This is a genomic window from Pseudomonas sp. MTM4 (assembly GCF_019355055.1).
GTDB lineage: Bacteria > Pseudomonadota > Gammaproteobacteria > Pseudomonadales > Pseudomonadaceae > Stutzerimonas.
This window is the reverse complement of sequence record NZ_CP048411.1, coordinates 2334106-2347612: the sequence shown is the minus strand read 5'-3', so window position 1 is coordinate 2347612 and position 13507 is coordinate 2334106. Positions and strand designations below refer to the sequence as shown.

The window sequence follows — 13507 nt, the reverse complement described above, 5'->3', positions numbered from 1 at the left end:
AACGTAGTTGACATGCATTTCTGGGTGCCTATAATGCGCACCTTCTCCGGCGCAGGCCCTTGGCGAAACCTCTTTTAAATCAAGAAGTTAGCTAAATTTAGGGCTTGCACGGACGGCAAATTCGAGTAGAATGCGCCGGGCTGGCAGGGTGGTGGTTGGGTCCTGTTAGTGGCTTCGGTCAGGTTGATCGAAAGCGGTTTAACGAGGCGGTTGACAGCGGGTTTGAACGCTGTAGAATTCGCCTCCCGCTGACGAGGGGCTCTAGCTGATCGAAAGCGCAAGCGGTTGAGAAGAAAGAAAAACTTCTTCAAAAACAGCTTGACGAGAAACAAGGCTGCTGTAAAATGCGCGGCCTCGGTTGAGACGAAAGGCTTGATCGAAACGCTCTTTAACAACTGAATCAAGCAATTCGTGTGGGTGCTTGTGAGGTAAGACTGGTAGTCAGCAAGATTATCAGCATCACAAATACTCAACGAGAAATCATTGAGTGCTCTTCTTTGGGGTGACCTTGAGAAGAGATTGCGATTGCTGAGCCAAGTTTAGGGTTTTCTCAAAACCCAAGCAGTATTGAACTGAAGAGTTTGATCATGGCTCAGATTGAACGCTGGCGGCAGGCCTAACACATGCAAGTCGAGCGGATGAGGGGAGCTTGCTCCCTGATTCAGCGGCGGACGGGTGAGTAATGCCTAGGAATCTGCCTGGTAGTGGGGGACAACGTTTCGAAAGGAACGCTAATACCGCATACGTCCTACGGGAGAAAGCAGGGGACCTTCGGGCCTTGCGCTATCAGATGAGCCTAGGTCGGATTAGCTAGTTGGTGAGGTAATGGCTCACCAAGGCTGCGATCCGTAACTGGTCTGAGAGGATGATCAGTCACACTGGAACTGAGACACGGTCCAGACTCCTACGGGAGGCAGCAGTGGGGAATATTGGACAATGGGCGAAAGCCTGATCCAGCCATGCCGCGTGTGTGAAGAAGGTCTTCGGATTGTAAAGCACTTTAAGTTGGGAGGAAGGGCAGTAAGTTAATACCTTGCTGTTTTGACGTTACCGACAGAATAAGCACCGGCTAACTTCGTGCCAGCAGCCGCGGTAATACGAAGGGTGCAAGCGTTAATCGGAATTACTGGGCGTAAAGCGCGCGTAGGTGGTTTGTTAAGTTGGAAGTGAAAGCCCCGGGCTCAACCTGGGAACTGCTTTCAAAACTGGCAAGCTAGAGTATGGCAGAGGGTGGTGGAAATTTCCTGTGTAGCGGTGAAATGCGTAGATATAGGAAGGAACACCAGTGGCGAAGGCGACCACCTGGGCTAATACTGACACTGAGGTGCGAAAGCGTGGGGAGCAAACAGGATTAGATACCCTGGTAGTCCACGCCGTAAACGATGTCGACTAGCCGTTGGGATCCTTGAGATCTTAGTGGCGCAGCTAACGCATTAAGTCGACCGCCTGGGGAGTACGGCCGCAAGGTTAAAACTCAAATGAATTGACGGGGGGCCCGCACAAGCGGTGGAGCATGTGGTTTAATTCGAAGCAACGCGAAGAACCTTACCAGGCCTTGACATGCAGAGAACTTTCCAGAGATGGATTGGTGCCTTCGGGAACTCTGACACAGGTGCTGCATGGCTGTCGTCAGCTCGTGTCGTGAGATGTTGGGTTAAGTCCGTAACGAGCGCAACCCTTGTCCTTAGTTACCAGCACGTAATGGTGGGCACTCTAAGGAGACTGCCGGTGACAAACCGGAGGAAGGTGGGGATGACGTCAAGTCATCATGGCCCTTACGGCCTGGGCTACACACGTGCTACAATGGTCGGTACAAAGGGTTGCCAAGCCGCGAGGTGGAGCTAATCCCATAAAACCGATCGTAGTCCGGATCGCAGTCTGCAACTCGACTGCGTGAAGTCGGAATCGCTAGTAATCGTGAATCAGAATGTCACGGTGAATACGTTCCCGGGCCTTGTACACACCGCCCGTCACACCATGGGAGTGGGTTGCTCCAGAAGTAGCTAGTCTAACCTTCGGGAGGACGGTTACCACGGAGTGATTCATGACTGGGGTGAAGTCGTAACAAGGTAGCCGTAGGGGAACCTGCGGCTGGATCACCTCCTTAATCGAAGACTTCAGCTTCTTCATAAGTTCCCACACGAATTGCTTGATTCACTAGCGAAAAGCGATTGGGTTTCGACCCGAGAGAGACGATTGGGTCTGTAGCTCAGTTGGTTAGAGCGCACCCCTGATAAGGGTGAGGTCGGCAGTTCGAATCTGTCCAGACCCACCAATTGTCATGGGATGTGGCCGATCTGTAGATGGGGCCATAGCTCAGCTGGGAGAGCGCCTGCTTTGCACGCAGGAGGTCAGCGGTTCGATCCCGCTTGGCTCCACCATTACTCGATAATCGCTGAAAGCTCAGAAATGAGTGCTCCGAACGGACGTTCGAGAGTATTGATTTCTGGTCTTTGCGCCAGAACTGTTCTTTAAAAATTTGGGTATGTGATAGAAATAGACTGAGTGATCACTTTCACTGGTGATTATTCAGGCTAAGGTAAAATTGCGAATTGCTCTTTATGAGCAAGAATGCGGATTTTCGGCGAATGTCGTCTTCACGTTATAGACAGTAACCAGATTGCTTGGGGTTATATGGTCAAGTGAAGAAGCGCATACGGTGGATGCCTTGGCAGTCAGAGGCGATGAAAGACGTGGTAGCCTGCGAAAAGCTTCGGGAGTCGGCAAACAGACTGTGATCCGGAGATGTCTGAATGGGGGAACCCAGCCATCATAAGATGGTTATCACACACTGAATACATAGGTGTGTGAGGCGAACCAGGGGAACTGAAACATCTAAGTACCCTGAGGAAAAGAAATCAACCGAGATTCCCTTAGTAGTGGCGAGCGAACGGGGACTAGCCCTTAAGTTGATTTGAGATTAGCGGAACGCTCTGGAAAGTGCGGCCATAGTGGGTGATAGCCCTGTACGCGAAAATCTCTTATCAATGAAATCGAGTAGGACGGAGCACGAGAAACTTTGTCTGAATATGGGGGGACCATCCTCCAAGGCTAAATACTACTGACTGACCGATAGTGAACCAGTACCGTGAGGGAAAGGCGAAAAGAACCCCGGAGAGGGGAGTGAAATAGAACCTGAAACCGTATGCGTACAAGCAGTGGGAGCCTACTTTGTTAGGTGACTGCGTACCTTTTGTATAATGGGTCAGCGACTTATTTTCAGTGGCGAGCTTAACCGAATAGGGGAGGCGTAGCGAAAGCGAGTCTTAATAGGGCGTCTAGTCGCTGGGAATAGACCCGAAACCGGGCGATCTATCCATGGGCAGGTTGAAGGTTGGGTAACACTAACTGGAGGACCGAACCGACTACCGTTGAAAAGTTAGCGGATGACCTGTGGATCGGAGTGAAAGGCTAATCAAGCTCGGAGATAGCTGGTTCTCCTCGAAAGCTATTTAGGTAGCGCCTCGTGTATCACTGCTGGGGGTAGAGCACTGTTTCGGCTAGGGGGTCATCCCGACTTACCAAACCGATGCAAACTCCGAATACCAGCAAGTGTCAGCACGGGAGACACACGGCGGGTGCTAACGTCCGTCGTGAAAAGGGAAACAACCCAGACCGTCAGCTAAGGTCCCAAAATCCTGGTTAAGTGGGAAACGATGTGGGAAGGCTTAGACAGCTAGGAGGTTGGCTTAGAAGCAGCCATCCTTTAAAGAAAGCGTAATAGCTCACTAGTCGAGTCGGCCTGCGCGGAAGATGTAACGGGGCTCAAACCAGGTACCGAAGCTACGGGTTCATCGTAAGATGAGCGGTAGAGGAGCGTTGTGTAAGCCTGTGAAGGTGAGTTGAGAAGCTTGCTGGAGGTATCACAAGTGCGAATGCTGACATGAGTAACGACAATGCGAGTGAAAAACTCGCACGCCGAAAGACCAAGGGTTCCTGCGCAACGTTAATCGACGCAGGGTGAGTCGGTCCCTAAGGCGAGGCTGAAGAGCGTAGTCGATGGGAAACGGGTTAATATTCCCGTACTTCTGGTTACTGCGATGGGGGGACGGAGAAGGCTAGGCCAACTGGCGTTGGTTGTCCAAGTTTAAGGTGGTAGGCAGAGATCTTAGGTAAATCCGGGATCTTAATGCCGAGAACTGATGACGATCCTTCTTTTAGAAGGAGAAGTGGTTGATGCCATGCTTCCAGGAAAAGCCTCTAAGCTTCAGGTAATCAGGAACCGTACCCCAAACCGACACAGGTGGTTGGGTAGAGAATACCAAGGCGCTTGAGAGAACTCGGGTGAAGGAACTAGGCAAAATGGCACCGTAACTTCGGGAGAAGGTGCGCCGGTGAGGGTGAAGGGTTTACCCGTAAGCTCATGCCGGTCGAAGATACCAGGCCGCTGCGACTGTTTATTAAAAACACAGCACTCTGCAAACACGAAAGTGGACGTATAGGGTGTGACGCCTGCCCGGTGCCGGAAGGTTAATTGATGGGGTTAGCGCAAGCGAAGCTCTTGATCGAAGCCCCGGTAAACGGCGGCCGTAACTATAACGGTCCTAAGGTAGCGAAATTCCTTGTCGGGTAAGTTCCGACCTGCACGAATGGCGTAACGATGGCGGCGCTGTCTCCACCCGAGACTCAGTGAAATTGAAATCGCTGTGAAGATGCAGTGTATCCGCGGCTAGACGGAAAGACCCCGTGAACCTTTACTATAGCTTTGCACTGGACTTTGAATTTGCTTGTGTAGGATAGGTGGGAGGCTTTGAAGCGTGGACGCCAGTTCGCGTGGAGCCATCCTTGAAATACCACCCTGGCAACTTTGAGGTTCTAACTCTGGTCCGTTATCCGGATCGAGGACAGTGTATGGTGGGTAGTTTGACTGGGGCGGTCTCCTCCTAAAGAGTAACGGAGGAGTACGAAGGTGCGCTCAGACCGGTCGGAAATCGGTCGTAGAGTATAAAGGCAAAAGCGCGCTTGACTGCGAGACAGACACGTCGAGCAGGTACGAAAATGAGTCTTAGTGATCCGGTGGTTCTGTATGGAAGGGCCATCGCTCAACGGATAAAAGGTACTCCGGGGATAACAGGCTGATACCGCCCAAGAGTTCATATCGACGGCGGTGTTTGGCACCTCGATGTCGGCTCATCACATCCTGGGGCTGAAGCCGGTCCCAAGGGTATGGCTGTTCGCCATTTAAAGTGGTACGCGAGCTGGGTTTAGAACGTCGTGAGACAGTTCGGTCCCTATCTGCCGTGGACGTTTGAGATTTGAGAGGGGCTGCTCCTAGTACGAGAGGACCGGAGTGGACGAACCTCTGGTGTTCCGGTTGTCACGCCAGTGGCATTGCCGGGTAGCTATGTTCGGAAGAGATAACCGCTGAAAGCATCTAAGCGGGAAACTTGCCTCAAGATGAGATCTCACTGGAGCCTTGAGCTCCCTGAAGGGCCGTCGAAGACTACGACGTTGATAGGTGGGGTGTGTAAGCGTTGTGAGGCGTTGAGCTAACCCATACTAATTGCCCGTGAGGCTTGACCATATAACACCCAAACAATTTGATGTTTGCGTGTCAGACGGTTGAAGTCGACAAACAAACCGAAAAGACGCATCGCTCGCAAAGCGAACCAAAACACAGCAACACCATCACATGCCCGATTCGCTGCAGCGGCTAAATCCCGAGGCAGCAACCGAATTGCTTGACGACCATAGAGCGTTGGAACCACCTGATCCCATCCCGAACTCAGCAGTGAAACGACGCATCGCCGATGGTAGTGTGGGGTCTCCCCATGTGAGAGTAGGTCATCGTCAAGCTTCTACACCAAACCCCCGGCCCTCGTAAGAAGGTCGGGGGTTTGTCTTTGCGCCAGAGAAATTATTAAGCTGTAGAGACGGCTCTACGATGTGTACTTGGCTATGAGGGCTTATGAACAGCTTGCTAAGGCTACTCAGTGACGGACGTTTTCATTCTGGCGAAGAGCTTGGTGCTGCTCTCGGTGTGAGTCGCAGCGCTGTATGGAAATATTTAAAGCGGCTCGAAAGCCAGTATGGTTTTGAACTGTTTCGGGTGCCTGGTAAGGGATACAGGCTATCGGAGCCTCTATCGCTGCTGGGTTATGACGAAAGCTCCGACGTGTTAGGTCGCCTCGGTTGGCAGCTCTGCCTGCGAGAGACGGTAGACTCAACAAATGCTGAAGCGTTGAGGCTGCTGCAGGCGGGGCAAGCTGTTCCCTTTGTCGTATTGGCGGAAAGCCAAACTGGCGGACGTGGTCGGCGAGGGCGGGTCTGGGTCAGTCCTCCGGCGAAGAACCTCTACTACACCCTGGCAATGAAGGTCTCGGGTGGCCCCCAGGGTATGTCTGGCTTGAGTCTAGTGGTGGGCTTGGCGGTTCTTCAGGCTCTACGTCAGGCAGGAGTCGAGCGTGCCGGGCTTAAGTGGCCCAACGATATCTATACGGACGGTAAGAAAATCGCAGGAATTCTTTTGGAGCTAACAGGGGATCCGGCCGATGTCTGTCACGTTATTATTGGCATTGGAATAAATGTGAACATGACCTCAGCTGCTGGGGGAATTGACCAGCCTTGGACCTCGGTGAGGCAGCAAACAGGTATTCTGATGGATCGAAGCGAGCTCGCCAATTTGATTAGTGAGTTTTTGCATCGTTACCTATGTCTGCATGCGCAACGAGGTTTTTCTGCTTTGCATGATGAGTGGGAAGCTAACAATATCTGGCAGGGTAGGCGCTGTACCTTAAGCAATGGCGCTCAGCTGATTACAGGCTTGATGCTCGGCGTGGATGGACAGGGCGCTTTGCGGCTCTTGGTCGACGGCTTAGGGGAGCGCCGCTTCAGTGGGGGAGAGCTAAGCTTGAGGCTCGATCATGATTCTTGAGCTCGATTGCGGAAACAGTTTCATTAAATGGCGGGTTATTCCTGTAACTGGCGGCGTGCCGTTGATTCAGGGTATCGCTTCGCAACCGGTAGATATTGTGCAGGCTCTGCTCGGACAAGGCCTGGGCAAGATACCCCGCTGTCGCCTGGTTAGCGTACGGAGTGACGCCGAAACCCAGGTGGTTATGGATGTGCTCTCTGAATCGCTAAGCTTGAGCGTGACGAAGGCATGTCCAGCTGAGCGTCTCGCCGGGGTTGTGAATGGTTACCGTGACCAGCAGCGACTGGGGCTGGACCGCTGGTTAGCTATCGTGGCTGCGTACGATATGTGCCGAGAAGCCTGTTTGGTTATCGATTTGGGTACAGCCATCACTGTTGATCTGGTAGCTCGCGACGGTACGCATCTTGGTGGGTACATCGCGCCTGGCGTCGCCCTGCTGCGGGGGCGCTTGCTTGCTCATACGCGCCGCATTCAGTACGACTCTGAGGAAACAGCGCTTGTGTTGAGCGATTTTTCTGCCGGAAGGTCTACCGCTGAGGCTGTTGACCGAGGCTGCTTGATCATGGCTCGTAGTTATGTCTGCAGTCAGATTACCTTCGCCGAAAGCTATTTGGGTGGCGACTTTGTCACCTATGTTACTGGTGGTGACGCGCCGCTTGTTGCCGATGTCCGCGAAGTAAAGTGCGTGGCTGATCTGGTTTTCAGAGGCTTGGCGTTGGCCTGCCCCTAAAGAGGTATCGATGCGCTGGCTTCTAATGCTTCTGGTGATGCTGAACCTACTGCTTTATCTGCTTCACCTAAATCAAATCCGGCCAGTGGATGGCGGCGGCGCTCAGCTAAGTGCTCCCTCTCGAGAGGCTGATATTAAGCTGCTAAGCGAGGCGGATTCCTTCGTCCGGCGTAGGTCCGCACACGACGCGAGCAACGTTTGTCTGTTGCTTGGTGGTTTTAATGAGGAGTCGCTTGCGCAAGCCGTTGAGCAGCGCCTGCTTAGTCTGGATATTGATTCTCAGGTTGAGGCTGTTGATGAGGCTGCCGGTGTTGACTACTGGGTGTATCTTCCTCCTCTTGTCTCTCGACAAGCGTCGTTACGTCAGTTGCGAGAACTGCAATCGCGTAATATAGATAGTTACATCATCACCGTAGGGGATTTGTCGAACGGAATATCCTTGGGAATATTCTCTCGCAAGGATTCTGCGGAAAGCGTCGTGACTCGTCTGCAGGGAGTTGATTACACAGCCTTGGTTCGTGAGCTGCCTAGAAGTCACCGCCGTTATTGGGTGCGGGTGGCCGGAGAACGTAAGCACTTGCTAAGCGACGAACTACTCGCAGAGCTTGTCGGAAGCTTTCCTGCCCTAGAGTCTCAGCAAATACCCTGCTCAAGCATTGCAACTTCGACATAGTTTACATAGAATGGCGCCCGCTCAGCAGCACCTCCCCTTGGGGCGTGCAGTAGGCACTGTCATCGGAGCTAACCTCAGGTTTTAAATGAGAAAAAGCTTGACAGAAGAGGTGGTGGCAAACAAAATGCCGCCTCGTTTTGGAGGGGTTCCCGAGCGGCCAAAGGGATCAGACTGTAAATCTGACGTCATCGACTTCGAAGGTTCGAATCCTTCCCCCTCCACCAGATTTCAGCGTAAGCACAAGCTGACGCGGGTATAGTTTAGTGGTAGAACCTCAGCCTTCCAAGCTGATGATGCGGGTTCGATTCCCGCTACCCGCTCCACGTTTAAAGTGTCTTCGCAGCGAGCATTGCTCATGTAGCTCAGTTGGTAGAGCACACCCTTGGTAAGGGTGAGGTCAGCGGTTCAAATCCGCTCATGAGCTCCAATATCAAAGGCAGATATGTAAATATCTGCCTTTGTTTTAATGGTGGCGTGACTAGCTCAATTCAACGATGGGAGACGGTCTCGATGGCTAAAGAAAAATTCGAACGTAACAAACCGCACCTGAACGTCGGCACCATTGGTCACGTTGACCATGGCAAGACCACTCTGACCGCAGCGCTGACCAAAGTCTGTGCTGAGACCTGGGGTGGTTCGGCGCGTGACTTCTCGCAAATCGACAATGCGCCAGAAGAGAAGGCTCGTGGTATCACCATCAACACCTCCCACGTTGAATATGATTCCTCGATCCGTCACTACGCTCACGTTGACTGCCCGGGCCACGCTGACTATGTGAAGAACATGATCACCGGAGCCGCGCAGATGGACGGCGCTATCCTGGTTTGCTCTGCTGCTGACGGCCCCATGCCGCAGACTCGTGAGCATATCCTGCTGTCCCGTCAGGTTGGTGTTCCCTACATCGTCGTGTTCCTGAATAAGGCCGACATGGTTGACGACGCCGAGCTGCTGGAATTGGTCGAGATGGAAGTTCGCGACCTGCTGTCGACCTATGACTTCCCGGGCGATGACACTCCGATCATCATCGGTTCCGCGCTCATGGCGCTAAACGGTCAGGACGACAACGAAATGGGTGTGTCGGCCGTGCGCAAGCTGGTCGAAACTCTGGACGCCTACATCCCCGAGCCTGAGCGTGCCATCGACAAGCCGTTCCTGATGCCGATCGAAGACGTGTTCTCGATCTCTGGTCGCGGTACCGTTGTTACTGGTCGTGTCGAGCGTGGCATCGTCAAGGTCCAGGAAGAAATCGAGATCGTTGGTATCCGTGCCACGACCAAGACTACCTGCACCGGCGTTGAAATGTTCCGCAAGCTGCTCGACGAAGGTCGTGCTGGTGAGAACGTTGGCGTGCTGCTGCGCGGCACCAAGCGTGATGATGTCGAGCGTGGTCAGGTTCTGGCCAAGCCGGGCACCATCAAGCCGCACACCAAGTTCGAAGGCGAGGTGTACGTGCTGAGCAAGGAAGAAGGCGGGCGTCACACTCCGTTCTTCAAGGGCTACCGTCCGCAGTTTTACTTCCGTACTACTGACGTAACCGGTAACTGCGAGCTGCCGGAAGGCGTGGAAATGGTCATGCCGGGCGACAACATCAAAATGGTTGTCACCCTGATCGCTCCGATCGCCATGGAAGACGGCCTGCGCTTCGCGATTCGCGAAGGTGGTCGTACCGTTGGTGCCGGCGTGGTTGCCAAGATCATCGAATAATCGTTTGATCTGTTTCAATCGGGCCGGCATAATAGTCGGCCTGACTCTTGTTAGGCCAGTAGCTCAATTGGCAGAGCGGCGGTCTCCAAAACCGCAGGTTGGGGGTTCGATTCCCTCCTGGCCTGCCAACTTCAATATCGAATTTGGCAGTTTTTTACAGGGTTCTCGCAGATGAATGTCAAAGCAGAAGCCAAAGACACGCGCTTCGATTTGGTGAAGTGGTTTGTTGTTGCTGCTTTGGTGGTCGTGGCTGTCGTGGGTAATCAGTACTACGCTGCGGAGCCGATTCTGTATAGGGTTATTGCTCTTCTTGTCGTTGCGGTCGTCGCTTCTTTGGTTGCGCTGCAGACATCAAAAGGTCGTGCTTTCTTCGTTCTGCTGAAGGAAGCGCGCGTCGAGATTCGCAAAGTCGTTTGGCCGACCCGTCAAGAAACCACTCAGACCACATTGATTGTTTTGGCGGTCGTGCTGGTTATGGCGCTGCTGTTGTGGGGGTTGGATTCCCTGCTCGGTTGGCTGGTTTCTATGGTCGTAGGTTAAGGGTGTCCCGTGGCTAAGCGTTGGTATGTGGTTCATGCTTACTCGGGTTACGAGAAGCATGTCATGCGCTCGCTGATCGAGCGCGTCAAGCTTGCCGGTATGGAAGAGCATTTCGGCGAGATTCTGGTCCCCACCGAAGAAGTCGTGGAGATGCGTAACGGGCAGAAGCGCAAAAGTGAGCGCAAGTTCTTCCCTGGGTATGTGCTAGTGCAGATGGACATGGCCGAGGGTGCGTGGCACCTGGTCAAGGACACGCCGCGGGTGATGGGCTTCATTGGTGGTACGGCGGACAAGCCTGCGCCTATTACCGACAAGGAAGCTGAGGCCATTCTGCGTCGTGTTGCTGACGGTAGCGACAAGCCCAAGCCGAAAACCTTGTTCGAGCCTGGCGAGGTTGTGCGTGTCGCGGATGGTCCATTCGCAGATTTCAATGGTGTGGTCGAAGAAGTCAACTACGAGAAGAGCCGTATTCAGGTGGCTGTTCTTATCTTCGGTCGCTCTACACCGGTAGAGTTGGAGTTCAGTCAGGTCGAGAAGGTCTAACTGAAGAAAGTATCCCTACCCCGCAGCTAGCCGCTGCGGGGTTTTGTCGTCACTGGGATAAATAAGTAAACAGGGGAGCCGAAAGGCGCTTGAACCCGTAACGGAGTAGCTATGGCTAAGAAGATTCAAGCTTATATCAAGCTTCAGGTAAAGGCCGGTCAGGCCAACCCGTCGCCGCCGGTCGGCCCTGCACTGGGTCAGCATGGCGTGAACATCATGGAGTTCTGCAAGGCGTTCAACGCCCGCACCCAAGGCCAGGAGCCTGGTCTGCCGACTCCTGTGATTATCACTGTTTACAGCGATCGCAGCTTCACGTTTGAAACCAAGAGCACTCCGGCAGCTGTGCTGCTGAAGAAAGCTGCTGGCGTCACCAGCGGTTCGGCTCGTCCCAACACCCAGAAGGTCGGCACTGTTACCCGTGCCCAGCTGGAAGAGATCGCCAAGACCAAGCAGGCTGATCTGACCGCTGCCGAAATGGAAGCTGCCGTACGGACCATCGCTGGTTCGGCTCGCAGCATGGGCCTGAACGTGGAGGGCGTGTAATGGCTAAGTTGACCAAGCGTCAGAAGACAATTGCCCAGAAGATCGAAGCGGGCAAGCAGTACGGTTTTGAAGAGGCTGCAACCTTGCTGTCCGAACTGTCGGCCGTCAAGTTCACCGAATCCTTCGACATCGCCATCAACCTGGGTGTGGATCCGCGTAAATCCGACCAGGTCGTTCGTGGTGCAACCGTTCTGCCGAACGGTACCGGCAAGACCGTTCGCGTAGCCGTATTCACCCAAGGTCCGGGCGCGGAAGCTGCTCTGGCTGCCGGCGCTGATCGCGTTGGCATGGACGAGCTGGCTGCCGAAATGAAAGGCGGCGACCTGAACTATGACGTGGTCATCGCTTCCCCGGACGCGATGCGCGTTGTCGGTCAGCTGGGCCAGATCCTTGGTCCGCGTGGCCTGATGCCGAACCCCAAGGTCGGTACCGTGACTCCGGACGTTGCGACCGCAGTCAAGAATGCCAAGGCTGGTCAGGTTCGTTTCCGCACTGACAAGAACGGCATCATCCACAGCTCCGTGGGCAAGGTTGGTTTTGAGGCCGGTCAGCTCAAGCAGAACGTTGAGGCGCTGCTGTCCGACCTCAAGCGTCTGAAGCCGTCCACTTCCAAAGGTATTTACGTCAAGCGCGTGACCCTGAGCACCACCATGGGTCCGGGACTGGTCATCGACCAGGCTTCCCTCGACGCGTAAGACGATCCGCTCCGGTAATCGGGGCGGTGCAAGATTGGGGTCCCTGCCTGGCGGGGGCTATCCAAGACCGTAGGCGGCGCAAGCCTTAAACCGTTGAAGCTCGCTTCTTCAAGCCTACGCAGAGGTGCTCCCGATTCGTACCGAATCAGACACCAAAACCCGTCCGGTTTCGACCGGATGAACCGGTAACATCCAGGAGTAAAACCCGTGGCAATCAAACTCGAAGACAAGAAGGCCATCGTCGCTGAAGTCAACGAGGCTGCCAGTGCTGCCCTGTCCGCTGTCGTGGCTGATGCCCGTGGCGTGACCGTAGGGGCCATGACCGGACTCCGTAAAGAGGCCCGCGAAGCCGGCGTTTACGTACGTGTCGTACGTAACACCCTGCTCAAGCGCGCCGTTGAAGGCACTCAGTTCGACGTGCTCAACGACGTGTTCAAAGGCCCGACCCTTATCGCATTCTCCAATGAGCATCCGGGCGCTGCTGCCCGTATCTTTAAGGAATTTGCCAAGGGTCAGGACAAGTTCGAGATCAAGGCCGCTGCGTTCGAGGGTCAGTTCCTCGCAGCCAATCAGATCGACGTGCTGGCAACCCTGCCGACCTACGACGAAGCCATTTCGCAGCTGATGAGCGTGATTCAAGGCGCTACCAGCAAGCTGGCTCGTACTCTGGCGGCCGTTCGCGACCAGAAGGAAGCCGCCGCCGCTTAAGGCGTGCGTGGTTCTTTCCAATCTCTTTTGAATTAGATGGCCGCAGGCCGTCACCTATATACAGGAACTAGAGTCATGGCTCTGACCAACGAAGATATCATCAACGCCGTTTCCGAAATGTCCGTGATGCAGGTTGTTGAACTGATCAAGGCAATGGAAGAAAAATTCGGCGTTACTGCTGCTGCCGCGACCGTTGCTGCAGCTGGCCCGGCCGCTGCTGCTGCTGAAGAGCAGACCGAGTTCAACGTTATGCTGCTTGAGGCTGGCGACAAGAAAGTGAACGTGATCAAGGCCGTTCGCGAGCTGACCGGTCTGGGCCTGAAAGAAGCCAAGGCCGTCGTTGACGGCGCCCCTGGCGTGGTCAAGGAAGGTGTCTCCAAGGACGAAGCGGAAGCAGCCAAGAAGGCTCTGGAAGAGGCTGGCGCCAAAGTCGAGCTCAAGTAAGCGCCGACCTTGCGTCTACAGCCGAAGCGACTCGCGTAAGGCTGATGGCTGGT

General features: G+C 54.2%; 11 protein-coding genes, 6 tRNA genes and 3 rRNA genes. 19 read left to right on the top strand and 1 reads right to left on the bottom strand.

Going from position 1 to position 13507, the window contains the following annotated elements:
• Nucleotides 1-74 precede the first annotated feature (74 nt).
• Entirely contained in the window at nucleotides 75-473 is a 399-nt protein-coding gene (locus tag GYM54_RS10795; RefSeq protein WP_257626595.1) for a hypothetical protein, read from the bottom strand.
• Between the two features lie 96 nt (nucleotides 474-569).
• On the opposite strand from GYM54_RS10795, the gene GYM54_RS10790 reads away from it, so the two are divergent.
• The 19 genes from GYM54_RS10790 to rplL all read left to right on the top strand — a co-directional run bounded on the left by GYM54_RS10790 (nucleotide 570) and on the right by rplL (nucleotide 13454).
• Nucleotides 570-2107 (top strand): 16S ribosomal RNA (locus GYM54_RS10790).
• A gap of 91 nt (nucleotides 2108-2198) precedes the next feature.
• A tRNA-Ile gene (locus GYM54_RS10785) sits at nucleotides 2199-2275 on the top strand.
• Nucleotides 2276-2305: 30 nt separating this feature from the next.
• Nucleotides 2306-2381: transfer RNA gene (locus GYM54_RS10780), tRNA-Ala, on the top strand.
• Between the two features lie 255 nt (nucleotides 2382-2636).
• Nucleotides 2637-5524, top strand: a 23S ribosomal RNA gene (locus GYM54_RS10775).
• 156 nt (nucleotides 5525-5680) lie between these two features.
• A 5S ribosomal RNA gene (gene rrf, locus GYM54_RS10770) occupies nucleotides 5681-5796 on the top strand.
• Together the 16S, 23S and 5S rRNA genes with 2 tRNA genes alongside form the textbook arrangement of a ribosomal RNA operon.
• 112 nt (nucleotides 5797-5908) lie before the next feature.
• Nucleotides 5909-6874 carry a bifunctional biotin--[acetyl-CoA-carboxylase] ligase/biotin operon repressor BirA gene (gene birA, locus GYM54_RS10765; protein ID WP_181104982.1) on the top strand — a complete coding sequence of 322 codons (966 nt, stop codon included), beginning with the start codon at nucleotides 5909-5911 and terminating at the stop codon, nucleotides 6872-6874.
• Nucleotides 6864-7604: a type III pantothenate kinase gene (locus tag GYM54_RS10760; RefSeq protein WP_181104981.1), complete on the top strand. Its 741-nt coding sequence runs from the start codon at nucleotides 6864-6866 to the stop codon at nucleotides 7602-7604. The genes birA and GYM54_RS10760 overlap by 11 nt, the downstream gene beginning before the upstream one ends.
• A gap of 10 nt (nucleotides 7605-7614) precedes the next feature.
• Nucleotides 7615-8277: an SPOR domain-containing protein gene (locus GYM54_RS10755; RefSeq protein WP_131651947.1), complete on the top strand. Its 663-nt coding sequence runs from the start codon at nucleotides 7615-7617 to the stop codon at nucleotides 8275-8277.
• A gap of 139 nt (nucleotides 8278-8416) precedes the next feature.
• Nucleotides 8417-8501, top strand: a tRNA-Tyr gene (locus GYM54_RS10750).
• A gap of 25 nt (nucleotides 8502-8526) precedes the next feature.
• Nucleotides 8527-8600, top strand: a tRNA-Gly gene (locus tag GYM54_RS10745).
• Between the two features lie 28 nt (nucleotides 8601-8628).
• Nucleotides 8629-8704: transfer RNA gene (locus tag GYM54_RS10740), tRNA-Thr, on the top strand.
• Between the two features lie 83 nt (nucleotides 8705-8787).
• Complete coding sequence (gene tuf / locus GYM54_RS10735) at nucleotides 8788-9981, top strand: elongation factor Tu (RefSeq protein ID WP_131651939.1); 1194 nt, start codon at nucleotides 8788-8790, stop codon at nucleotides 9979-9981.
• A gap of 52 nt (nucleotides 9982-10033) precedes the next feature.
• Nucleotides 10034-10109 (top strand) — tRNA-Trp (locus tag GYM54_RS10730).
• 43 nt (nucleotides 10110-10152) lie between these two features.
• Complete coding sequence (gene secE / locus GYM54_RS10725) at nucleotides 10153-10521, top strand: preprotein translocase subunit SecE (RefSeq protein WP_181104979.1); 369 nt, start codon at nucleotides 10153-10155, stop codon at nucleotides 10519-10521.
• Between the two features lie 9 nt (nucleotides 10522-10530).
• On the top strand, nucleotides 10531-11064 hold the full coding sequence (gene nusG / locus GYM54_RS10720) for a transcription termination/antitermination protein NusG (protein ID WP_131651944.1): 534 nt from the start codon (nucleotides 10531-10533) through the stop codon (nucleotides 11062-11064).
• Nucleotides 11065-11175: 111 nt separating this feature from the next.
• A complete protein-coding gene (rplK, locus tag GYM54_RS10715) occupies nucleotides 11176-11607 on the top strand; it encodes a 50S ribosomal protein L11 (RefSeq protein ID WP_125840149.1) in 432 nt (143 codons plus the stop codon).
• On the top strand, nucleotides 11607-12302 hold the full coding sequence (gene rplA, locus GYM54_RS10710; protein WP_131651943.1) for a 50S ribosomal protein L1: 696 nt from the start codon (nucleotides 11607-11609) through the stop codon (nucleotides 12300-12302). The genes rplK and rplA overlap by 1 nt, the downstream gene beginning before the upstream one ends.
• A gap of 207 nt (nucleotides 12303-12509) precedes the next feature.
• The gene (rplJ, locus tag GYM54_RS10705; RefSeq protein ID WP_014854237.1) at nucleotides 12510-13010 is read left to right on the top strand and encodes a 50S ribosomal protein L10; all 501 of its coding nucleotides are present in this window, start codon (nucleotides 12510-12512) and stop codon (nucleotides 13008-13010) included.
• A gap of 75 nt (nucleotides 13011-13085) precedes the next feature.
• Nucleotides 13086-13454, top strand: a complete 369-nt coding sequence (gene rplL, locus GYM54_RS10700; protein WP_131651953.1) for a 50S ribosomal protein L7/L12 — start codon at nucleotides 13086-13088, stop codon at nucleotides 13452-13454.
• Nucleotides 13455-13507: the final 53 nt, after the last annotated feature.